The 23,247-nt window shown below is 71.5% G+C and carries 16 protein-coding genes; 9 read left to right on the forward strand and 7 right to left on the reverse strand.

All coding sequences use genetic code 11. The annotated features are described in order from the left end of the window. Positions 1-605: 605 nt before the first annotated feature. Positions 606-1,148, reverse strand: a complete 543-nt coding sequence (locus ABD191_RS25185; protein WP_344087105.1) for a DUF2087 domain-containing protein — start codon at positions 1,146-1,148, stop codon at positions 606-608. A 67-nt stretch (positions 1,149-1,215) separates the two neighbouring features. Between ABD191_RS25185 and hisN the strand changes: the two genes are divergently transcribed. Together hisN and ABD191_RS25195 are read left to right on the forward strand one after the other, a co-directional pair. Beyond that, positions 1,216-2,010 (forward strand): histidinol-phosphatase, encoded by a 795-nt coding sequence (gene hisN, locus ABD191_RS25190; protein ID WP_344087108.1) that lies wholly within the window; start codon positions 1,216-1,218, stop codon positions 2,008-2,010. 67 nt (positions 2,011-2,077) lie between these two features. Then, entirely contained in the window at positions 2,078-2,971 is an 894-nt protein-coding gene (locus ABD191_RS25195; protein ID WP_425560855.1) for a hypothetical protein, read from the forward strand. Between the two features lies 1 nt (position 2,972). Here the strand turns inward: ABD191_RS25195 and ABD191_RS25200 are convergent, their stop codons facing one another. Further along, positions 2,973-5,624, reverse strand: a complete 2,652-nt coding sequence (locus ABD191_RS25200; RefSeq protein WP_344087213.1) for an MGH1-like glycoside hydrolase domain-containing protein — start codon at positions 5,622-5,624, stop codon at positions 2,973-2,975. Positions 5,625-5,689: 65 nt separating this feature from the next. On the opposite strand from ABD191_RS25200, the gene ABD191_RS25205 reads away from it, so the two are divergent. From ABD191_RS25205 to ABD191_RS25215, 3 genes are all read left to right on the forward strand, one after another. After that, positions 5,690-7,672, forward strand: a complete 1,983-nt coding sequence (locus tag ABD191_RS25205) for an amylo-alpha-1,6-glucosidase (protein WP_425560856.1) — start codon at positions 5,690-5,692, stop codon at positions 7,670-7,672. Between the two features lie 178 nt (positions 7,673-7,850). Next, positions 7,851-9,095, forward strand: coding sequence for a glycosyltransferase family 4 protein (locus ABD191_RS25210; RefSeq protein WP_344087219.1), 1,245 nt, complete (start codon positions 7,851-7,853; stop codon positions 9,093-9,095). A gap of 131 nt (positions 9,096-9,226) precedes the next feature. Beyond that, positions 9,227-9,397, forward strand: coding sequence for a DUF4236 domain-containing protein (locus ABD191_RS25215; RefSeq protein ID WP_344087110.1), 171 nt, complete (start codon positions 9,227-9,229; stop codon positions 9,395-9,397). 24 nt (positions 9,398-9,421) lie between these two features. Here ABD191_RS25215 and ABD191_RS25220 read toward each other — a convergent pair whose 3' ends face one another. Further along, positions 9,422-10,690: a vWA domain-containing protein gene (locus ABD191_RS25220; protein WP_344087112.1), complete on the reverse strand. Its 1,269-nt coding sequence runs from the start codon at positions 10,688-10,690 to the stop codon at positions 9,422-9,424. 243 nt (positions 10,691-10,933) lie between these two features. On the opposite strand from ABD191_RS25220, the gene ABD191_RS25225 reads away from it, so the two are divergent. From ABD191_RS25225 to ABD191_RS25240, 4 genes are read left to right on the forward strand one after another with little or no spacing between them, the layout of a single operon-like run. After that, a complete protein-coding gene (locus ABD191_RS25225; RefSeq protein WP_344087115.1) occupies positions 10,934-11,857 on the forward strand; it encodes an ABC transporter ATP-binding protein in 924 nt (307 codons plus the stop codon). After that, positions 11,847-12,713 carry an ABC transporter permease gene (locus tag ABD191_RS25230; protein ID WP_344087118.1) on the forward strand — a complete coding sequence of 289 codons (867 nt, stop codon included), beginning with the start codon at positions 11,847-11,849 and terminating at the stop codon, positions 12,711-12,713. The genes ABD191_RS25225 and ABD191_RS25230 overlap by 11 nt, the downstream gene beginning before the upstream one ends. Continuing rightward, positions 12,668-13,621, forward strand: coding sequence for an ABC transporter ATP-binding protein (locus ABD191_RS25235; protein WP_425560857.1), 954 nt, complete (start codon positions 12,668-12,670; stop codon positions 13,619-13,621). The genes ABD191_RS25230 and ABD191_RS25235 overlap by 46 nt, the downstream gene beginning before the upstream one ends. Then, the gene (locus tag ABD191_RS25240; protein ID WP_344087124.1) at positions 13,618-14,331 is read left to right on the forward strand and encodes an ABC transporter permease; all 714 of its coding nucleotides are present in this window, start codon (positions 13,618-13,620) and stop codon (positions 14,329-14,331) included. The genes ABD191_RS25235 and ABD191_RS25240 overlap by 4 nt, the downstream gene beginning before the upstream one ends. A 102-nt stretch (positions 14,332-14,433) precedes the next feature. On the opposite strand, the gene ABD191_RS25245 is transcribed toward ABD191_RS25240, so the two are convergent. The 4 genes from ABD191_RS25245 to ABD191_RS25260 form a co-directional block, all read right to left on the reverse strand. Further along, the gene (locus ABD191_RS25245; protein ID WP_344087127.1) at positions 14,434-16,368 is read right to left on the reverse strand and encodes a M3 family metallopeptidase; all 1,935 of its coding nucleotides are present in this window, start codon (positions 16,366-16,368) and stop codon (positions 14,434-14,436) included. A 101-nt stretch (positions 16,369-16,469) separates the two neighbouring features. After that, entirely contained in the window at positions 16,470-17,762 is a 1,293-nt protein-coding gene (locus ABD191_RS25250; RefSeq protein ID WP_344087130.1) for a cellulose binding domain-containing protein, read from the reverse strand. A gap of 138 nt (positions 17,763-17,900) precedes the next feature. After that, on the reverse strand, positions 17,901-19,082 hold the full coding sequence (locus tag ABD191_RS25255) for a CaiB/BaiF CoA transferase family protein (protein ID WP_344087133.1): 1,182 nt from the start codon (positions 19,080-19,082) through the stop codon (positions 17,901-17,903). Between the two features lie 90 nt (positions 19,083-19,172). After that, positions 19,173-23,240 (reverse strand): M4 family metallopeptidase, encoded by a 4,068-nt coding sequence (locus ABD191_RS25260; protein ID WP_344087136.1) that lies wholly within the window; start codon positions 23,238-23,240, stop codon positions 19,173-19,175. Positions 23,241-23,247: the final 7 nt, after the last annotated feature.

The following is a 23,247-nucleotide window of genomic DNA, read 5'->3' on the forward strand; positions in this document are numbered from 1 at the left end:
CGAAATCCACCACGCCCTCACCGTTGACAAACCATAGGAGCATCACTTTGGCGGCATCGCGGACCACAGTGACCGCCGAAGTGCGCACTTCGGCGGGACCGATGGGACCGATGGGTGTCCGTTGCGTTCTGACGCATCAGAACGTGATCATCGCCGACCGAAACAGCGCTATGGTGCCATAGCTATGGAATGTGGGACCGAATTCCATAGCTATGGCACCATAGCGATGGAATCCTGCCCTTTGGACATCGCTCCAGCCGGAGCCGTGCTGCGATCACCTCCAGCAACCCATCGCCATCGCGGGCCTCCGCGGCAGAGTGCATACATGGGTGGTATCCGACGGCGTTGATGCCGCCAAAGTGCGCACTTTGGCGGTCACTGTGGTCCGCGATGCCGCCAAAGTGCGCACTTTGGCGGCCAGGCGAAGGGCGGAGGCCGGGGTCACAAGCCCGGCGCGGGGCGGGAGCGCGGGCCGGGGCGACAAGCTCGGCGTGAGGCAGGAACGCGGGCCGAGCCAAGCGGGGCGCGGGCGCGCAGGGCCGGGAGCGCGGGCCGGGGCGCGGGCGCGCAGGGCCGGGAGCGCGGGCCGGGGCGCGGGCGCGGGGTTAGCGGAGGTAGACCGGGCCGCCGGTGCGCCAGTAGGCGCCTTCCGAGCGGGCCATGAGGTCCTCGTCGATCAGGTAGCGGCGCAGGCTGGCGTAGTCCGGGTGCCAGGCGCGCAGTACCGCGTCGACCTCGCGTTCGGGGTACTTCACGCCCGGCTCGAAGCCCGAGACGATGTGCTCCAGGATGACCCGGCGCTTGCCGCGCGCGGCGGGGATGGACACGAGCCGGCCGTCGGCGATGAACGCGCGCAGCACGGCGGCCCGGTTACGGTCCGCGTCGAGGGGTTCGGCCGGCGCGGCGTGCTGTTCGGCGTACCCCCGGACGGTGTCCTTGAGGACGGCGACCTGCGCGACCAGCTTGCCGTCGACGGTGGCCAGCAACCCGCCCTGCAGTAACCGGTTGATCGCGGCGACCGCGTCCCGGGCGCTGAGGCTGGCGCGCTGCGCGACCTCGCTGGGCGTACTGGCACCGAGCACGACGGCTGCGAACGCGCGCAGGCGGTTCTCCTCCGCGAGCAGCCCCAGAACGACGTTCGGACCCACCCGCGAGAGACTACCCAAGCGCCGCGCCGGACCCACCGGGAGATCGGAGCCGTGTAGGTTCGCGTGCGTGACCCGCTTCGCCGACGATCTTGCGCTGGCCCACGTCCTGGCCGACAGCGCGGACTCCATCTCGATGGCCCGGTTCCGGGCGCTGGACCTCACGGTGACCGCGAAGCCGGACCTGACGCCGGTCTCGGACGCTGACACGGCCGTCGAGAAGGCGATCCGTTCGACGCTGTCGCGCACCCGACCGCGCGACGGCATGATCGGCGAGGAGTTCGGGCACAGTGTCGCGGCGGCGGGGCTGAGCCAACGGCAGTGGGTGATCGACCCGATCGACGGGACGAAGAACTTCGTGCGCGGCGTGCCGGTCTGGGCCACCCTGATCGCCCTCATGGAGGGCTCGGAGGTGGTGGTCGGCCTGGTCTCCGCGCCGGCGCTGGGCCGGCGCTGGTGGGCCGCCAAGGGCCTGGGGGCGTACGCGGGACGCCACCAGGCGGCCGCGACGGCGATCAGGGTGTCCGGAGTGAGCCGGCTCGCGGACGCGTCGTTCTGCTACTCGTCGCTGACCGGGTGGGAGCAGGCGGAGAAGCTCGACGGGATGCTCGACATCATGCGCCGCACGTGGCGCAGCCGGGCGTACGGGGATTTCTACGGGTACATGCTGCTGGCCGAGGGTGCCCTGGACATCATGGTGGAGCCGGAGCTGTCGTTGTGGGACGTGGCGGCGCTGATCCCGATCGTGACCGAGGCGGGGGGAACCTTCACGGACCTGGCCGGCCGGGAGGGGCCGGGCAACGGCAGCGCCATCGCGACGAACGGTCCGCTGCACGCGGATATCCTCGACATTCTCGGATCATGATCCACCGTCGCGCGCATCGCCCGGATGGGTCTCGGCGCGGGCCGAGGTGGCCGCATATCCTCCTCGCGTGATGTCTCCGGGCTGGTTCTTCCTCACTGCCATGATCGGCATGTACGGGGTGGCCAACCTGTTGCAGTCGATCGCGGCCGCCAGGACCACCGCGCACCACACGCTGGACCCGGCGTTGCTGGTCCGGCTCGCGCGGCACAAGACGTACCTCGTGGGCCTTTTGTGCCAGACGCTGGGCTTCCTGCTGGCCTTCGTGGCCCGCCGCGACCTGCCCCTGTTCCTGGTGCAGTCGAGCGTCGCGGCCGGCCTCGGCGTGACCGCCGTGCTCGGCGTGCTCGTGCTGAAGTGGCGCCTGCCGCCGGCCGAGATCGCGCTGCTCGTGCTGCTCTGCCTGGGCCTGGCCGCGCTCGTCATCTCGGCGCAGCCGCACCCGTCGCGCGACATCGGCCTGACGGGCGAGATCGCGCTGGCGCTGGCGCTCGTCGGCGTGGCCGGGCTCGGCTTCCTCGCCGCGAAGGTGCACGGCGCGCCCGGCTCGGTGGCCCTGGGCGCCCTGGCCGGTCTCTCCTTCGGCGCGGCCGCGATCGCCTCGCGGCCGCTCGCCAACGCCCACTCGGTGGACGCGTTCATCACCAGCCCGCTGCTCTACATCCTGGTCGCGCACTCGCTGGTCGCGCAGCTGCTGCTCGGCCTGGCCATGCAACGCGGCTCGACCACGGCCGCGGTCGCGGCGATGGACGCCGCGTCCGCGATCCCGCCCGCGATCATCGGCCTGGTGTTCCTGGGCGACAAGGTGCGCCCCGGGCTGGGGTGGCTGGCCGGCGTGGGCTTCGTGGCCACCCTCGCCGCGGTCATCGGCATGACCTTCTTCGCCGAACCGCAGCACCACCACGCGACCGGCCGCCACCGCCGGCCGGACCAGTTCGTGGGGACCCGCCGGGCCCAGGACTGAACTACCGGCCGTGCAGCGTGAGGATGTAGTCGAGCACGAGGGCGGTCCACCCGGTCTGGTGCGTGGCGCCCAGGCCGGCGCCCGTGTCGCCGTGGAAGTACTCCGGGAAGGGCAGCAGGTCGCGCCAGCGCGGGTCGTTCTGGAACAGCTCCACGTCGCCGGACAGCGGCCGCTTGCCGTCCTCGCCGCGCAGGAACAGGGCCACCTGCCGGCGGGACAGGTCGTCCGCGATGTCGGTCAGCGTGCGCTTCACCCCGGAACCGGTCGGGTACTCCACCTGCAGGTCGTCGCCGAAGAACCGGCCGAACCGGCGTAGGCCCTCGATGATCAGGTAGTTGACCGGGAACCAGATCGGGCCGCGCCAGTTGGAGTTGCCGCCGAACAGGCCGGTCGCCGACTCGGCCGGCTCGTAGCCCACGGTGAACTCCGTGCCGCCGAGCTCGACGGTGTACGGCTCCTTGAGGTGTTTGCGCGACAACGTGCGCAGGCCGTACGGCGAGAGGAACTCCTCCTCGTCGAGCATCCGGCGCAGGATCATCAGCAGATGGTCCGTGCCGACGGCCGTCAGCAGGCGCAGTTGCTGCCCGTCGCGGATGCGCCGGGCGCCGACCACGTCGGCGTACTCGGGTTTGTTCGTCAAAAACCAGCGCAACCGCCCGGCCACCTCGGGCAGCCGCGCCAGGGTGATCGAGCTGAGGATGGTGTTGGCGCCCAGCGGCAGCAGGCCCACGACGGAACGCACCTTGAGCGGCACCTGCGTGCCGTCCGCCTGGCGGATCACGTCGTAGAAGAAGCCGTCCTCGTCGTCCCACAGGCCCTGCTCGAACGCCGCCGACGCGATGTAGGCGAAGTGCTCGAAGAACTTCGTGGCCAGGTCGACGTACGCGCGGTCGTGCGTGGCGAGCACGAGCGTCATCTCCAGCAGATTCAGCGCGTACATCGACATCCACGCCGTGCCGTCGCTCTGCTCCAGCACCCCCGCGATCGGCAGCACCGCGCCCCGGTCGAACGGGCCGACGTTGTCCAGCCCCAGGAAGCCGCCCTCGAAGACGTTGTTGCCGCTGGTGTCCTTGCGGTTGACCCACCAGGTGAAGTTCATCAGGAGCTTGTGGAGTACCCGCGCCAGAAAGTCGTAGTCGCGCGCCCCGTCGAGCTCGAACACCTTGAGCGCAGCCCACCCGTGCACGGGCGGGTTCACGTCGTCGAAGGCCCACTCGTAGGCGGGGATCTGCCCGTTGGGGTGCATGTACCACTCGCGCAGGAGCAGCAGCAACTGTTCCTTGGCGAAGGACGGGTCGACCCGGGCGATCGCGACGCACTGGAACGCCAGGTCCCAGGCGGCGTACCACGGGTACTCCCACGGGTCCGGCATGGAGATCACGTCGAAGCTCGACATGTGCCACCAGTGGCCGTTGCGGCCGTGCTTGCGCGCCTCCGACAGCGGCTGGCCGGCGGGGTCGCCGGACAGCCAGCGCACCACGTCGTAGTGGTAGAACTGCTTGCCCCACATCAGGCCGGCCACGGCCTGGCGCAGCACGAGCGCCTCGTCCGCGCTGGCCGTGGGCGGGGTGAGGTCGGCGAAGTACGCATCCGCCTCCGCGCGGCGGGCGGCGACCACGGCGTCGAAGTCGGCGCCGAGGTCGAGGGCCGCGTGGTCGCGCTTGGCGGCCTCGGGCGACCACTCGTCGGCGCTGCTGGCCACGAGCGCGAGTCGCAGCCGGATCTGGCGGGTCTCCCCCGGTTGGAGGTTCAGCTCGTAGTGCAGGGCGCCCTTGGTGCCGATCCGCTCGGGGTTGACCATCGGCAGGCCGTTGATCAGGTACTCCCCGATGCCGTCCTTCGGGAACTTCGAGCGGCTCTCCAGCCCCCACAGCCGCTCGGCGTTGGACTCGTTGTCGCAGCACAGGGCCTCGGGGTTACCCTCGCCGGCCAGCACGAGCCGGCCCAGGATGCGGTGCTTGGCGACCAGCGTCCCGGCGTCGTAGCCGTGCAGCTGCGGCACGTCCGACCAGCCCGGCAGGCCCCAGGCCCAGGTGTTGCGGAACCACAGGGTCGGCAGGACGTGCAGCGGCGCCGCCTCAGGCCCGTGGTTGGTGATCGTCACCAGGATGCAGTAGTCGGTCGGCGAGGCCTTCGCGTAGTCGACATTGATCGAGAAGTACCGGTCCTCGTCGAAGACGCCCGTGTCGACCAGCTCGTACTCGGGCTCCTCCCGGCCGCGGGCCCGGTTGACCTCGGCCAGCTCGCTGTACGGGAAGTGGGCCTGCGGATAGTGGTAGCGCCAGGTCATCCACGAGTGGGTGGGCGTGGAGTCCAGGTACCACCAGTACTCCTTGGCGTCCTCGCCGTGGTTGCCCTCGGGGCCGGCCAGGCCGAAGATCCGTTCCTTGAGGATGTTGTCCTGGCCGTTCCAGAACGCGAACGCGAACGCGAAGGTCTGCCGCTCGTCGCAGATGCCGCCGAGGCCGTCCTCGTTCCACCGGTACGCCCGGGAGCGGGCGTGGTCGTGAGGGAAGTAATCCCAGGCCGTGCCGTGCTCGCTGTAGTCCTCCCGCACCGTCCCCCAGGCTCGTTCCGACAGGTACGGGCCCCATTCGCGCCAGGCGTCCACCCCCGCGTCCGCGTCCGCCAGCCGGTTCCGTTCAGCTCCCATTGCGTCCCCAGTCACGCCCTGATTGTCCGCTAGTCGTGTTACGGGCGCCCGCACCACCCGCCGTCATGATCTGTACCGGTACCCCACGACGTGCCCGTACGATCGGCAACGTGACATTGATCCCCCGGTGGTCCTTCGGCACCCAGGTGTGCGGCACGCTCTCCGCCGGCGCCAGCCGGGAGTGGCTGGTCACGGACGGCCGCGGCGGCTACGCCATGGGTACGGTCGCCGGCCTGCGCACCCGCCGATACCACGGCCTGCTCGTGGTGGCCGGCGCCACGCCGGCCCGCCGGATGTTGGGCCTGGCCGCGCTCGACGCGATCGTGACGCTCCCGTCGGGCGCCCAGGTGCGGCTGGGCACCCACGAGTGGGCCTCGGGCCACGTGGAGCCGCGCGGGTACACCCTGCTGGAGAGCTTCGAGCTGCGCGGCGGGGTGCCGCGGTGGCGCTGGCGCATCGGCGACCTCGTGCTCGAACGGGAGATCGCCATGGAGTACGGGCGGGCGTCCGTCGCGGTCACCCACCGGCTGGTGGCCGGTCCGCCCGTACGCGTGACCGTGGAGGCGCTGGGCACCTGGCGCGACTCGCACGGCGAGCGCCACGCGACCGGGGACGAACTGACCCTGGAACCGACCGGCGACGGGGTGCTCGTCGCGGGCGCCTACCGGGTGGCCGGGCCCGGGTACGAGCCGGACGGCCACTGGTGGCTCGGCGTGCGGGCCCGCGAGGAGGCCGAACGGGGCCTGCACCCGGACGAGGACCTGCGCTGCCTGGGCCGCTTCGGCGCGGACCTGGAGCCGGGCGGGACGCTGGCCGTCTCGGCGTGGGCGGGCGACCTGGCGACGGCCCCACCACCGGCCGCGACGGTGATCGCGGCGGCCCGGTCCCGGGCCGCCGACGTGGTTGCGGGCGCGGCCGACGAGACGGCCGCCGCCCTGGCCCTGGCCGCCGACGCCTTCGTCATCGCCACGGACGCCGGGCCGGACGTCGTGGCCGGGTACCCGTGGTTCGGGGCCTGGTCGCGCGACACCATGACCTCGTACGAGGGCCTGTTCCTCACGACCGGCCGCGCCGAGCTGGGCCGCGAGCTGCTGGTGAGCTACGCCGGGACGCTGTCGGAGGGGATGCTGGCCAACACGGCGGACACGGGCGCGACGGAGTACAACACGGCCGACGCGACGCTGTGGTTCCTGCACGCCGTGGACCGGCACGTGGCGGCCACGGGCGACACCGACCTGGCCGCGTCCATCGTGGACGGACTGGACGGCATCGTCACCGCGCATCTGGCGGGCACCCGCTTCGGCATCCGGATCGACCCGACCGACGGGCTGCTCACCCAGGGCGCGGAGGGCAAGGCGCTGACCTGGATGGACGCGGTCGTGGGCGGCATCGCGGCCACGCCGCGCCCCGGCAAGGCCGTCGAGATCAACGCCCTGTGGATCAACGGACTGGCCGCCCTGGCCGGGCTGCGCGAGCGCCTCGGCCGCCCGGCCGACGACCTGCGCAAGGTGCGCGAGCTGGCGCTGGACTCGTTCCGCGCGCGCTTCCCCGACCCGGCCGGCTGGCTGCGCGACGTCGTCGACTCCACCGCCCTGCAGACCTATCCGCGCGGCGACGACCCGGCCCTGCGGCCCAACCAGCTGCTCGCGTACGGGCTGCCGTACGCGCCGATGCGCGGCACCGACCCGGGGCCGGTGCGGGCGGTCGGCGCCGCCCTGCTCACCCCGCTCGGCCTGCGTACCCTGGCCACCGGCGAGAACGGGTACCGGGGCGCGCACCGGGGTTCGCCGGTCGCGCGCGACCACGCGTACCACCAGGGCACCGTGTGGCCGTGGCTCATCGGACCGTACGTGGACGCGTGCCGCGCGGTCGGGCTCGACCCGGCCGGGGCGTTGGACGGTCTGATCGCGCACCTGCCGGACTGGGGCGTGGGATCGGTGAGCGAGACGGCCGACGGGGACGCGCCGCACACGGCGACGGGATGCCCGTTCCAGGCATGGTCGGTCGCCGAGCTGGCGCGTTCCCACCAGATCCCCGAGGCAAAGTAACACTGCGGAAATCCGCATGTTCTCGCAGGTAACAGCCCCCGGACAGAATGGGGGGCATCCCGGTAGGTCGACGGCACCCCCGCTCAGGGGTGCCTGACGGCGCACGCCTACCGGCAGGTTCTGGGGAGCAGAAGGGGGAGCGACCGTGCCCGAAAACCCACGTTCTCGTCGCGTGCTGATGCTGTCCTGGGAGTACCCGCCCGTCGTCGTCGGCGGGCTCGGCCGGCACGTGCACGCGCTGGCCACGTCGCTCGCGGCCGCCGGCCACGAGGTGACGGTCGTGACCCGCCACGCCCCGGGCGCTCCGCGCGAGGAGTACGCCGAGGGCGTACGGATCGTGCGCGCGGCCGAGGACCCGCCCACGTTTCCGCTCGTCACGACAGGGCTGCTCGCCTGGACGATGGCGTTCAACCACTCGCTGACCCGCGCCGCCCTGCACGCGGCCGCCACCGGCGAGTACGACGTGATCCACGCCCACGACTGGCTGGTCACCCACACGGCCGTGACGCTCAAGGAGCACCTGGGCATTCCGCTCGTCGCGACCGTCCACGCGACCGAGGCCGGCCGCCACCAGGGCTGGCTGCCCGGCGAGATGAACCGGACGATCCATTCCGTGGAGGTGTGGCTGGCCCGGGAGGCGTGCCGGGTGCTGGTCTGCTCGGAGTACATGCGCTGGGAGGTGACCCGGCTGCTGGACCTGCCGGTCTCGCGGGTGGACGTGGTGCCCAACGGGGTCGACAGCTCGGTGTGGCGCACGACGCCCCGGGCTGTCGCCGCGGCGCGCACCCGGTTCGCGGGCGAGGGCCCGCTGTTGGGCTTCGCCGGCCGGCTCGTCTACGAGAAGGGCGTGCAGCACCTGGTGAGCGCGCTGCCGGAGCTGCGCGCCCGCCACCCCGGCATGCGCCTGGTGATCGCGGGTGACGGTCCGCACAAGGCCGAACTGATCGCCGCCACGAACAAGCTGCGCCTGCAGCGGGCGGTGAGCTTCACCGGCTTCCTCGGTGCCGACCTGCCGGCCGTCCTGGCCGCGACCGACGCGATGGTGGTGCCGAGCATCTACGAGCCGTTCGGCATGGTGGCGCTGGAGGCCGCGGCGGCCGGCGCGCCGCTGGCGGTGGCGCGCACCGGCGGCCTCGCCGAGATCGTGGAGCCCGGTGTGACCGGCGTGACATTCCCGGCGAGCGACCCGGGCGGCCTGGCCGAGGCGGTGAGCTCGCTGCTGGGCGACCAGCGCTTCGCCAAGCGCGTCGCGCGGCAGGCCAAGGCGATGGTGGCGGCCCGCTACGGCTGGCCGACGATCGCCCGCCATGTCGTTTCGGCCTACGACGCCGCGCTGGCGCAGGCGCCGTCGTTCAACGAGGAGTCGGCGCGGGCCGTGTCCGCACCGATCAATGTCCCCGAGGGCAACCTGCTCGCTGCTTGATCACCTACACTGTGGACCACCTGGCGCTTGTTGCCACGGTGGTCCACAGTGTGTGGTGACCGGTTTGGCGATCGTCGCCCACCGGGTATTTACGGATTTACTCCGAGTGCTCGACGAAAGGGGCGCCCGCGATGGGCATCATCTTCCGCAAAGTGTGGCGGCTGGGTCCACTGCGGTTGAACTTCACCAACAAGGGTCTCTCCTCGTGGACCTTCAAGATCGGCCGTTGGTCGTGGAACTCCCGCACCCGCGCGCACCGGGTCGACCTGCCGGGCCCGATCTCCTGGAAGCAGGACAAATAGCACCGCCGCACCGGCGGGCCCTGTTCAGGCCCGCCGGTGCGCGCCGCGCCAGTCGTTGAGCTTGCGGACGACCACGACCAGGAGCAGGACGAGCGTCGCCGCCCCGATGAGCAGCAACACCATCTGGAAGTACGGCGGGTTGAGCGTCGTCTCCCCGTTGACGGCGATCGTCTGCGGGCCCTCCAGCTTCGTCGCGCGCTTGAGGTGGTGCTTCGCCAGGACCGCGTCCCAGGGTGAGCTGACCTCGGCGTGCAGCGCGAAGGAGGCGTGGACCGCCATCTTCTCCGACGACAGCCGGAACCAGGGCTTCGTGGGCCACTCGAACTGCACGTAGTAGTAGGCCGGCGTGTTGGGGACGAGTTCGATACGTTCCGGCAGCTTGGCCACCGTGACGGTCTCGTCGCCCTCGACGCGTTGCAGGGTCACGCCGGTCAGGACGAGCGGCAGGTTCGACGTCTTCGACTCCAAGGTGATCATCTGGGACGCGTTGCCGGCGGCGGGGTCGACCCCGTCGAGCGAGTGGTCCCAGGTCAACGAGACCGACGCCGCCAGGTCCGGTTTGAGCACGGTCCTGAGCCGGCTCACCTGCAGGTCGGAGCGCATCTTGTCGTAGAACTTCTTCGCCTGGTCGGTCTTGGTGATGTTGATCGCCTCGACCTTGCCGAAGACGGAACGCAGCGCCCGGGTGCTCGACACTCCCCCGGCGGTGGACCCGAAGACGCGCAGCCCTTCCACGTTGGACGCCGGCTTCAGCGTCTTCCACAGCGGGTCCGTACGGTCGGTCAGGTCGTTGGACTTGCGGTCGATGTCGCTCATGACGATGAGCGCCGACACGGGCGCCTTCTCCTCGCGCATGTCGCCGAACGCCGTCAGCAGCGGGCGGGCCAGGTTGGACGACTCGCCCTCGTCCGCGGCGGGCAGGCAGGACACCATGTCCTGCGGGTCGATCAGCGTGCCGGAGTAGCAGTCGCCGGGCGAGTCCGCGAACGTCGTGATGTTGATCGTGTCGTTGGGGCCGAGGGCGCCGATCAGCGCGAGCAGCGACCTGCGGGAGCTGCTGAACCGGCCGCCCTTGAACATCGTGGTCGACGTGTCGATGAGGACCTCGAAGTGGATCGGCACGTCACCGATCTCAAGGGTCTCGTAGACGTCCTGCTCGGTCGCCTCGCCGTCGGCCGCGCGGGCCGGCGCCGGCACACCGAGGGCCGTGATCGTCGCGAGTACGAAAGCCAGCGCCGCGGCGCCCGCCCGCCGTCCGGACGCCTGCCGGGGCGGCACACTGAGTCGGCTCATTTCGTGCCGTTCCTTCCTTCTCGCGGTCCGCCCCGCGTCACCGGGCGGAGTTAGGTGCGCGGGGCATGCTAACGACGCGCAGTCGGGCGTTCAGTCGGCTGACGGACGGAACGGGCGGTTGTTCCCCGTTCGGCTACCGGATGGGCGACGTACGGACAGGCTCGTCCCCTACGGGTTGTGAGCAGGGGAATACCGGGGATGCACCGGGTCCCCGCGATGGCACCGGGCAACTACGGTATGCCGGTGACACTCATCGCGACCGAGGCGCTCACCAAGCGGTACCCGAACGGGGTCACCGCCCTGAGTGACCTCACCGTGGACGTCCCGCCCGGCGTGATCGGGCTGGTCGGCGCGAACGGCGCCGGAAAGTCGACCCTCATCAAGATCCTTCTCGGCCTGCTGCCGCCCACCAGTGGGCGGGTCAGCGTGCTCGGCATGGACCCGACCGCCGAGCCCGAACAGGTGCGCGCCCGGGTGGGTTACATGCCCGAGCACGACTGCCTGCCCCCCGACCTGGCCGCCGCCGAGTTCGTGACCCACATGGCGCGCATGTCCGGCCTGCCCCGCGCGGCGGCCCGCGAGCGCGCCTCGGAGACCCTGCGCCACGTCGGCCTCTACGAGGAGCGCTACCGCGCGATCGGCGGCTACTCCACCGGCATGAAGCAGCGGGTCAAGCTCGCCCAGGCCCTGGTGCACGACCCCGACCTGCTGCTGCTCGACGAGCCCACGAACGGGCTCGACCCGGCCGGGCGTGACGCGATGCTCAACCTCATCGACCGCATCGGCAGCGAGTTCGGCATCTCGCTCGTGGTCTGCTCGCACCTGCTCGGCGAGGTGGAGCGCATCTGCGACACCCTCGTGGCCATCGACGGCGGCAAGCTGCTGCGCGCCGCCAACATCTCCGCCATGACGAAGGCGAGCGACGTGCTCGCCATCGAGGTCACCGAGGGCGGCGACGCGCTCGCCGCGCGACTGTCCGCGCGGGGCCTCGACGTGCGGGCCGACGGGCGCGACCTCCTGGTCCCGCTGGCCGGCGACGAGACCTACGACGTGGTGCTCGCCGCGATCGCCGAGCTGGACCTGCCGCTGCACCGGCTCGACCAGCGTCGCCACCACGTTTCCGACCTGTTCCGCGACACCGCCGGGGAGCCCGCCCATGTCGGTTGAGAAGCAGCCATCCGGCGTCATCCATGACATCGGCTACCAGCGCTACACCGGCGCCCGCCTGGGCCGCTCGTACGCGACGCGCTCCCTGTACATCCACAGCCTGCGTACGGCCCTCGGTCTGGGCCGGGGCCCGAAGGCGAAGATCTTCCCGTGGCTCGCCGAGGGCATCCTGCTGCTCGTCGCCGCGATCGTGACGGCCATCCGCGCGCAGGGCGGCGAGGCCGTCCTCAGTTACTCGGAGTTCGCCGGGCAGCTGAGCTTCCTGCTCATCCTGTTCTGTGCGGCCACCGCCCCGGAGCTGGTGTCGCGCGACCTGCGCAGCGGCGTCCTGCCGCTGTACTTCTCCCGGCCGATCCGCCGCAGTGACTACGCGTTCGGCAAGCTGGCCGGGATGGCCACGGCCACCTGGCTGCTGCTGGCCGTGCCGCAGACGCTGATGTTCATCGGCGGCGTCTTCTCCGTGAGTGGCGTCAGCGCCGTCTGGGACGAGACCATCGAGTACGGGCAGGGCCTGCTCGCCTCGGCGCTGTTCGCGCTGCTCTTCGGGGCCATCTCGATCCTCATCGCGTCGCTGGCCGGCCGCCGCGCGGTCACCGCCGCGCTCATCGTGGTGGCGTTCCTGGTGACCACGCCCATCTACGCCGTCATCCAGGAGGTCGGCAGCGGCCCGGTCAAGCAACTCGCCGGCCTCATCAACCCGGTCACCCTCGTCCTGATCACGAACGCGTGGCTCACCGGCGACGACCTGGAGGGCCTCGGCGGGAACTACGGCGCGATCTACGCGCTCAGCACGCTGATCGCGATTCTCGTGTGCGTACTCCTGCTCCTGCTGCGGTATCGGAAGGTGGCCCGGTGACCGACGTCGAGTTGACCAACGTCTCGTGCTGGTACGGCAACGTGGTGGCCGTCAATGACGTCACGATGACCCTGGGCCCGGGCGTGACCGGCCTGCTGGGTCCGAACGGCGCCGGCAAGACCACGCTGCTGCACATGATGGCGGGCTTCCTGGCGCCGTCCCGGGGCACCGTGCAGGTCGGCGGCGCGCCGACGTGGCGCAACCCGGCCGTCTACCGCGACCTCGGGCTCGTCAGCGAGCGGGAGGCGGCGCACGGGTTCCTCACCGCGCGCCAGTTCGTGGAGGCCAGCGCACGGCTGCACAAGCTGGCCGACCCGAAGGCCGCGGCGGCCCGGGCGATCTCCCTGGTCGAGATGACCGACGCGCAGGACCGGCGCATCGAGACGTACTCGAAGGGCATGCGCCAGCGCACCCGGGTCGCGGCCGCGCTCGTGCACGACCCGGCCGTACTCCTGCTAGACGAACCGTTCAACGGCATGGACCCGCGCCAGCGGCTGCACATGATGGACATGCTCGACAAGCTGGGCCGCGACGGACGCACGATCCTGTTCAGCTCGCACATCCTGGAGGAGGTCGAGCAGGTCTCCGGGACCGTGCAGGTCATCGTCGCGGGCCGGCTCGCCGCGTCGGGCGACTTCCGGACGATCCGCCGGCTGATGACCAACCGGCCGCACGTGTTCACCATCCACTCCAGCGACGACAGGAAGCTCGCCGTGGCCCTCATGGGCGACGCGTCGGTCGCCGGCGTGGAGCTGGAGAAGACCGGGCTCACGGTGCGGGCGGGCGACTACGGCGCGTTCACCCGGTCGCTGCCGAAGATCGCGACCTCGTCCGGCGTACGGGTGACCCGCGTCCTGCCCGCCGACGAATCCCTTGAGAGCGTCTTTTCTTATCTGGTGGCCTCATGAACTGGACAATTGCATCGATTACGCTGCGAGGGCTGTTCGGGCGGCGGCGGTTCCTGTTGCTGCTGCCGTTGCCGCTGCTCGTCATCGGCCTGGCGGTGCTCTGCCGCGCGCTGGGCGCCGACCCGGAGACCTGGGGCGAGCCGGTCCTCGTCGGCCTGGGCCTCAGCGTCACGCTGCCGCTCATCGCGCTCATCATCGGCACGGGCGTGCTCGGCGCCGAGATCGATGACGGCACGATCACCCACATCCTGGCCAAGCCCTTGCCGCGTGCCGAGATCATCCTGTCGAAGCTGCTCGTGGCCATCGTGGTCACGGCCGTGACGGTCGCCCCGGCGTTCGCCGTGGCCGGCCTCATCACGGGTACGACGTCGGTCGGCGTGGGCCTGGCCGTGGGCGCGCTGGTGGGCTCGGCCGCGTACGGCGGGCTGTTCGTGGCCATGAGCATTCTCACCCGCCGGCCGGTGCTGCTGGGGCTGCTCTACGTGCTGCTCTGGGAGGGCATCCTCAGCAACGCGCTGGAGGGCACCCGCATCCTGTCCATCAGCCAGTACGTCGCCACGGTGGCGGACCGGTTCTCCGACTCGCCCATCCTGGGCAGCACCGTGGGGCTGCCCGCCGCCCTGATCATGTCGGGCGTGTTCCTGGTGGGTGGCACGCTGCTGGCCGTCAACCGGCTGCGGTCGTTCAGCGTGGCCGGCGAGACCTCCTGACGTCCATGCGGGGCGCCCCGTTCGGGGCGCCCCGCATTCTCCGAGGGGTCGATGCGCCTTTTTCCGCGAGTCTAAACAAACAGATCGAGTACGGTCAACGCGTCAGCTGTTCAACCAGGCCTGGTAGGCGTCAAAGGTGTAGTCCCGACCGAGGAACTTCCGGACAAGCTCCGCGGCGGGGGCCGAACCGCCCGGCGCGAGCACCGCGTCGCGGTAGCGCGCGGCGGTCTCCTCGTCCAGCAGGCCCTCCCGCTTGAACACCGTGAACAGGTCCTTCGCGATCACCAGCGACCACATGTACGTGTAGTAGATCGCCGAGTACCCGTCGAGGTGGCCGAACGACAGGTGGAACCACGTCCCCGGCACCTCGGGGAACGGGGCGTAGCGCGCCTGCAGCTCGCGCTTCAGCTCCGCGACGTCGAAGGTCTGCGGGTCGCGCCGGTACAGCTCCAGGCTCACGGCCGCGTAGAACATCTGTTGGCGCACGAAGATGCCCTTGCCGAACTCCTCGGCGGCGCGCAGCTTCTCGACCATCTGGGCCGGAATCGGCTCGCCGGTCTTGTAGTGCACGGCGAAGGTGGCCAGCGTCGGCGCGTCGAGCGTCCACTCCTCCAGCAGTTGCGAGGGGGCCTCCACGAAGTCCCACTCCGTGCTGATGCCGCCCATGCCCGACCAGCGGGTGTGGCCGGCGAAGATGTGGTGGACGAGATGGCCGAACTCGTGGAAGAACGTGCTGACCTCGTCGTGCTGCAGCAACGCCGGGTCATCCCCCGGCTGGGGCAGGTTGCACAGCAGCGCGCACTCCGGGATGCGTACGCCCGCCTTGCCGTTGACCATGGTGAACATCGCCGCGTGGTTGTACTTGTCGGCGCGCGGGTGCATGTCGAGGAAGATGCGCCCAATCAACTCGCCGCCCCGGGACACGTCGTAGGCCTCCACGTCCGGGTGCCACACGGGCGCGTCCTGCCGGCGCGTGAACGACACCCCGAACAGCCGCTCGGTGAGGTCCATCAGGCCGGCCTTCACCCGGCCGTACTCGAAATACGGCCGCATGGCCTGCGAGTCGAAGGCGAACCGCTCCGCCTTGACCCGGTCCTGCAGGAACGAGTTGTCCCACGGGTCGACCGCGGTCGCGGCCGGGTCGTCGGCGCGCTTGCGCTCGAGCAGCGTGGCGAGATCGGCCCGCAGCCGGTCGGCGGCCACGGCCGCGATCCGGTCGATGAAGTCGCCCGCCGCGTCGGCGCTGCCGATCATCTTGTTCTCGGTGACGTACTGCGCCCAGCTCGGATAGCCCAGCAGGGTCGCCAGCTCGTGACGGCGCTCGATCAGCCGGTCGAGCACCTCGATGTTGTCCGGATGCCCGCGCAGCTGGAACAGCCGCCACAGCTGCTCGCGTGCCCCGGCGTCGGTCGCGTAGGTGAGGAACGGGATGACGTCCGGGTACTCCGTGGTGACGCGCACGAGGCCGTCCTCGCCGGGCGGGTGGGCTCGCACGTAGTCGTCGGGCAGGCCGGCCAGGGCGCTCGGCGGCAGCGTGGCCGTGCGGGTGTCGGAGCGGATGTTGCGGTCGAAGTCCTGCCCGATGCCGACGAGCTCCTCCTGCAGCTCGCGGACGCGGGCGCGGGTGGCGTCGTCGCGATCCACACCGGCGCGGCGGAACTCGCGCAGCGTCTTGGCCACCCAGTGCCGGGTCGCGGCGTCGAGGCCGCTCACGTCGATGGCGGCCAGCGCCTCGTAGACCTCCCGATCGAGCGAGATGTCCGTGGCGACCTTGTCCAGCTCCTGCTCGGCCTCGTCGGCCGCGTCGCGCACGGCCTTGTCCGGGTGCGCCTTGGCGATCATGCCGGCCAGCTCGCGCAGATTCCCCAGCGCGGCGTTGGCCTCGTCGAAGATGTCCAGCAGCTCAGCGGCGTCGCCCGTGGCCTTCTTGAACCGCTCAATGCCGCCGCGGGCGGTCGCGATCGCCGCCTCGGTGGCCTTCGCCAGCTCGTCCGGGGTTCCGGAGGCCAGGCGCGCCGCCTCGAAATCCACCGACATGACTTCCTCCCCAGTACGCGCGGGCCGACGCCGCTGACACTACCTGGCAGGACCCGGGCGGGGCGGTCGACGTCGCGACCGCCCCGCCCGTTTCGCGGAGGTCAGCAGCCGATGCGGCTGGAGCCGACGGCCACGTCGTCGTACCAGAGGGTGTCCGCGCCCTCGCCGTAGCTCTCCCAGCCGATGCGGAAGTTGCTCAGCGCGGGCCGCCAGCCGGGCCGGCTGCTCACCCACTGGCCATCGATGTCCTGCGTGGGCACCATGTCCTCGCGCAGGCCGGGCACGTCGGCGCCGTTGACCCAGGTCTGCATCTGGCCGTTGCCGCCGTTGACCATGAACTCGACGCACGTCCAGGTGTTGGTCGGCAGGTCGACGCTCTGCGCCACGCCCGCCGGGCTCTGCGCCGGCAGCGTCGCGTCGTCGGACTCGCGGTTCCACTGCAGCTTGCCGTTCTGGCCGCCCATACGCAGGTCGCGGTTGCCGTCCGCGGTGTCGCGCATGGCGAGGAACGTGACATGCGAGGTGGGCAGCGCGGTGGTGTGCCGCACGTAGAACCGGGCGTACCAGACGTTGCCCGTCAGCGGCGTGGACGACTGGACGAACACGTGGTTGCAGTACCCGGCGACGCCGGACACCTTGAGCGACTTCGAGCCCGACCGCGCCGTCGTGGTGTCGATCGCGGCGGTGCCCGACCCGGAGCAGTTGGGGTTCTGCACGCTCCAGGCGCCCGACGGCGTACCAGCGGCGAGGTTCTCGAAGCCGTCGCAGATGCTCGCGCCGGAGCACCCGACCGGCGTGCCGGTGGTGACCGGGGCGGACGTGACCGGGGCGGACGTGACCGGCCCGCCCGTCGTCACCGGGGCGCTGGTCACAGGGCCCCGGGTGGTGACCGGAGCGCTCGTGACCGGGCCCTGCGTGGTCACCGGGGCGGACGTGACCGGGCCTGCCGTGGTCGGCGTCGTCGTGCCGTTGCAGGCCACGCCGTTGACCGCGAAGTCGGTGGGCGTCGCGTTCGTACCGGAGTAGGTGCCCTGCACGCCGAACTCCGTGCTGCCGTTGGCGGCGACGGTGCCGTTGTAGGACATGTTCTTCGCCGTCACGGCCGTGCCGCTCTGCGTGACCGTGGCGTTCCAGGCGTTCGTGACCCGCTGGTCACCGGCGTAGGTCCAGGTGACCGTCCAGCCGTTGAGGGCCTGGTCGCCGCCGCTGACGCGGACGTTGGCGGTGAAGCCGCCCGGCCAGCTGTTCGGCGTGTAGGTGACCTGACAGCCCGTCGCGGCGCTGGCGCCGGGGGCCATGACGAGCGCCACGGCCGTGGCCGCGAGCCCGCTCGCCAGGGCGGCGGCCGCCGCCACCGCGCGGGCGCGACGCGACCGCAATCGTGAGATCCACATGGGTGTGCCGTTCCTCTCCGCCCCACCCAGCCCCGGGGAATCAATCGACGAACATCGCTGGATGAAGGGCCGAGGTCAGTGTATCCAGCAGCAATCTTCCATGGAGACGTCCATCAATGGGCGACGAGACCGGGCAGGTCAGGCCTGGCCGGACGGCGGAAGTTCCAGGGCCACGACACCGGCCTGGACCAGCTGGGCGACCTCGTCGTCCGCGAGCCCCGCCGCCGCGAGCACGGCCGCGGTGTCGGCGCCCAGCCGCCGCGGCGGCCGCACCGCGCCCGTCGGCGTCGCCGCGAAGCGGGGCGCCGGGGCCGGCTCGACCGTCCCGTCGGCGCGGGTCCGGTAGGTGCCCCGCGCGGCCAGGTGCGGGTGGTCGGGTGCCTCAGCCAACGTCAGTACGGGCGTGACACACGCCTGCGTGCCGTCGAACAGCCGCGCCCACTCGTCCCGCGCCCGCCCCGCGAAGATCCCGGCCAGCCGGGCGTGCATGGCCGGCCACGCGGCCCGGTCGTACTGTGCGGCGAAGTCCGGGTCGCCGGCCAGTCCCAACACGGCGAGCAGCTCGGCGAAGAAGCCCGGCTCCAGCGCCCCCACCACCACGTGGCCGCCGTCCGCGCACCGGTACGACCGGTAGAACGGTGCGGCCCCGTTCACGATGTCGATGCCGCCCGCCGCCTGCCACGCCCCCGGCCGCCGGGCCCCGTACGCCATGGCGAGCAGCAGCGCCGACCCGTCCACCATGGCGGCGTCGACGACCTGCCCCTCCCCGGTGGCGCGCGCGTGCAGCAGCGCCGCGAGCAGGCCCACGGCCAGCAGCATCCCGCCGCCGCCGAAGTCGCCCACCAGGTTCGCGGGCGGCACGGGCGCCCGGTCGGGATCGTCCGCTGGCCGGATGGCGTCGAGGACGCCCGCCAGGCCCACGTAGTTGATGTCGTGGCCGGGCGTCCGGGCGGCCGGGCCCTCCTGTCCCCACCCGGTCATCCGCCCGTAGACCAGCGACGCACGCCGGGCCAGGCACACGTCGGGGCCGAGGCCGAGTCGCTCGGCCACCCCGGGCCGGAACCCCTCGATCACCGCGTCCGCGCCGTCGATCACGCGCAGCAGCGCCGCCACCCCGTCAGGGTGCTTGAGGTCGATGGCCGCCGACCGGGCGTTGCGGTGCAGTACGGCGTCCGGCGCGGGGGCGCCCGCCTCCGCCACCCGGGCGATGCGGATCACGTCGGCGCCCAGGTCGCCCAGCAGCATGCCGCAGAACGGGGCCGGCCCGATGCCGCCCAGCTCCACCACGCGCAGGCCGTGCAGCGGCCCTTCACTGGTCACGTGCCGACCCTGCCACACGACGTCCACTTCCCCGCGACGGCGCGGGGCCCCGGCCGTGTCGGCCGAGGCCCCGCGCGTGCTGTCGGTGGATCAGCCGAGGGCCGCCCCGAACAGGGTGCCCGCCTGACCCTTGCCGTCGAACTGGCTGTTCGTCACGACCTGGGCGCCCGTGGCCGCCGGTCCGGCCGGGTAGAGCACGACCGCGCCCGTACCGTCGTCCTCGCCGGGGATGCCCACCAGCAGGTTGGCGCCCGTACCGGACTTGACCTTGACGATCCGTACGGCCGCGCCGAACTGGTCGCCAACCTCGTCGCCGCCCGTCGCCGCCGTCTGTCCGAAGGCCAGCGCGCCCGTGCCGGACAGCCCGCCCGAACGTCCCTTGAGGACGGCCACCGTGCCGGCGTTCGCCAGCGCGCCGCTCGCCTCGCCGGGCGCACCCACGGCCAGGTCGACATACCCGTCACCGTTGAGGTCACCGACGGCCAGCGCGGCGCCGAACAGGTCGCCCGTCTCGCCCGTACCCGGCACACCGGAGGTGTTCTGCGAGAAGGCGACCGAGCCCGAGCCGGTGATCCCACCCGACGAACCCTTGAGGATCGTGACCGCACCGGCGCCGGAGCCGGTGTTCGTGATCGCCTCACCGGGCGCGCCGACCGCCAGGTCGACGTAGCCGTCCTTGGTGAAGTCACCCACGGCGAGCGCCGCGCCGAACAGGTCCTCCGCCTCGGCCACTCCGGTCACGCCCGAACTGTCCTGCGAAATGCCCTTGGAGCCGCTGCCGGTCAGGCCGCTCGACTTGCCCGGCAGCACGACGATCGCGCCCGCCCTGGCCAGCGACCCGACGGCTTCGTGGTAGACGCCCACGGCGAGATCGGCGTACCCGTCCTTGTTGAAGTCGCCGAAGGCGACCGCGTTGCCGAAGCGGTCACCCGCCTCGCCGGCGCCCGGTACCCCGGACGAGTCCTGGGTGAACCACTGCTTGTTGGTCGTGGTGAGCCCACCCGACGCACCGCGCAACAGCCCGACGCCGCCCTTGGCCGAGTCGAAGCCCTCCACGCCGATGGCAAGATCGGCGTACCCGTCCTTGTTCACGTCCCCGGCCGCGAGCGCCTTGCCGAACCCGCTCGACGCGGTCGCGAACGTGCTGCTCGCGAACACCTTCGCGCCGCGGGCGGTAATGCCCTCGGACGAGCCGTAGAACACCGTGACCCTGCCCGAGGTGGCGCCCTTGGCGGCGGCCCCCACGGCCAGATCGGCGAACCCGTCGCCGTTGAAGTCGGCGCTGACCACCGACGAGCCGAACTGCTGGTTCACGACCGGTACCGCGCCGGAGGCGCCCGTGCCGGCCGTCAGGACCCGAGCGCTCGACGTCGTGAGCCCGGAGCCGGTGCTGCCGTAGCTGACGGTCACCGTGCCGGCGTCCACCAGCCCGCCCAGGTCGCGACCTGGCGAGCCGATCGCCACGTCGGCGACCCCGTCGCCGTTGAAGTCGGAATGCACCGGGTTCTTCGCCGAGCACGTGTAGACCCGCACGTTGTCCAGCCACCAGCCGTAACCAGCGCTGGCCGGCGAGAACACGCCATCGGTCTTGAGCGAGAACCGCAGCCGGAGATTCTTACTCTTGTACGTCGCCTGGTCCAGCGCGATCCGCGACGACGTCCAGCCCCGGCTGTCGCCGCCGAAGCCCTTCGTCCCGGTCGCCCCGATCTCCTTGCCCGGACCGTTGGTCCACGTGCCCTTCGGCGCCGCGAAGGTCGAACCCGTGGTGACGCTGAGGAAACCGCCGTCGAGAAAGACCTCCGACGGGTCGTTCGGGACCGGGCCCAACCAGTCGAACGCGTCGAGGTGGTCGAACCGCACATAGACCGTGCCGGTGGCGGGCAGGGAGATCGACGAGTTGAGCGTCGCCGTGATCGTCGTCGCCTTTACGTCCGGGTACGGGGCCGCCAGCACCAGGCTGTCACCTGCCACGGCGCTCGGCTTGACGCTGCCATCGATGCCCGCGTTGCCGGAGATGGTCCAGGCTTTGGCGCTGGAGAACTTCTCCAGGAGCAGGTTCTTCGGGCCCTGGCCGGCCGGGCACACGCTGGCCTGCTTGATGGCGGGCTCGGCCTTTGGTTGCGCGGTCATCCGCACAGCCGCCACGGCGTCGCTCACCGACCTGCACTCGGTCGTGTAGCCCAGGTTCGCGCAGGCCTGCTGCAGGGCGTACGCCAGGTCGCCGTAGTCGGCGCCCGAGGTGAGCAACTGCTCGGCGCCCAGCCAGATCCTGCCGACCTTGGTGAGGTCCTTGATGCCCGCGACGGTGACGCCGTTGAACGTGCCGCCGTCGGTCATCAGGTATGCCGCCTTGTTGCCGACACCACTGTTGAAGTGCACGCCACCGCCGTCCCACCAGGCCGGGTCCCACAGCTCGCTGTTCACGTCGGGATCGTCGTCCGTCATGGCGTCCGGCTGGTAGAACTGGGGTGGGTTCTTCAGGTTACGCAGCGCGCCGCCGGTGCCCGGCGGCTGCGGGTAGTCGGGATCGATCGGCAGATCCTCGCCGAGAAGCCAGCGCATGTTCGCGCCGTCGGCGCCGGGCACCAGCCGCTGGCCGCCGGGCCGGGCGCCCCGCGGGGCCGACCCGGTCGTCGCGGCCCCCTCCGTCGTGGCCGGCGCGGACGTCTCCGGCGCGGCGGTGGTGATCGCGGCCCCACTCGTGGCGGGAGCGGAAGTCTGCGGGGTCGCCGTCTGCGCGGTGGCGGTCTCGGGCGTGGCCGGCTCCGGGGTCTCCAGCCCCGGCGCCTCCGTCGCCGCCGTGGTGACCGGCGCTTCGCTGGAGGCCGGCGCGCTCGTGGCCGGGGCGCTGGTCGCCGGAGCCGAGGTTGCCGGCTCAGCGGTCGCCGGGGCGCTCGTGGCCGGGGCCGACGTCGCGGGGGCGGTCGTGGCCGGCGTGGCGAGCGACTCGCCGTCGAAGGACAGGTCGAACAGCTCGCCGAGCACGTCCGAGATGGACTCGTTAATCGCGCCGGACTGGTAGTAGTACAGCAGGTTGGACGTGTACTGGGTCACGCCGTGGACGAGTTCGTGCCCTACCACGTCGTCGGCGGAGGCGTACCCGTCGCCGAAGACCATCTGCTCGCCGTCCCAGAAGGCGTTCGGGTAGCGGCACAGGCCGGTCTTCTCGTCCTCGAACTCCGTCGGGCAGAACCGCGTGGTGGAGATGAGCTGCAGGCCCTTGCCGTCGATGCCGTCGCGGCCCAGCGTCTGAAGGAACCGGTGCATCGCCCCGGTCAGCTCGTACGCGTAGTCCACGTCGGCGATACCGGAGGGTTCGTCGTCTTCCTCGGTTCGCAGGGCCTTCTCCCGGTCGCACACCCAGTCGTCGGACGGCTTGTTGTCCATATCGCACACTGCGCGGTCCGGGTCGCTGGCGTGCTTGACCTGCGAGAAGGTCAGTGCGATGTGGCCGCTGCGGGCGTCAACCAGGACGAACTGGTTCACGTCCGGCCGGCTCGGGGCCGTGACCTCAATGTGCCACACGGGGCGGGCGCCCGGGATGGTCTCCGGGCCGACCAGCGACGCGTCATAGAGCGACAGCGACGCCTTACCGGCCCGCAGCTTGCTCGCGGAGATCTTGAGCTTGCGGGCGGTGGACGCGATCGCGTTCTTCTTCGCGTCCGCGGCGCTGACCGTGGCCTTCGTGGTGGCGCCCTCGGTCGTGGCGGCCTCGCCGTTGATGGCGAGCAGGCCGCCGGCCTTGTTGACCGTGACGGCGAGCTGGCCGCCGATCACGGGCAGGCCGCCGTAGGTCTGCTGGAAGCGGACCACGTTCGCCGCGCCCTGGCCGAACGAGCGGACCGTCGTGAGGTCCTTGGCCTGGTCGGTGACGCCGAACGCGGCGCCGTACGTCCTGAGGTGGGCGCGCGCGGCCTCCTCGGAACTGGCACCGGCGGGCAGATCGGCTGGGGGCGCGATGGGCTCCCCAGCCGGAGCGCTGAGGTAGTGGGCCAGACCGTTGTCGCCAACCTGGATCGTCGGCGTGTTCGCCGAGACCAGCGAGGCCACGGGCGCGGGGCGGGTCAACAGCACGGCGACGCCCGCAGCCGCGGCGACAGCCGGGGCGGCCACGAGGGCGGTCAACGTGAGGACGCGGCGGTTGAGGGGAAGTCCCACCGTGGGT

Source organism: Luedemannella helvata (assembly GCF_039528415.1).
Taxonomy (GTDB): Bacteria; Actinomycetota; Actinomycetes; order Mycobacteriales; family Micromonosporaceae; genus Luedemannella; species Luedemannella helvata.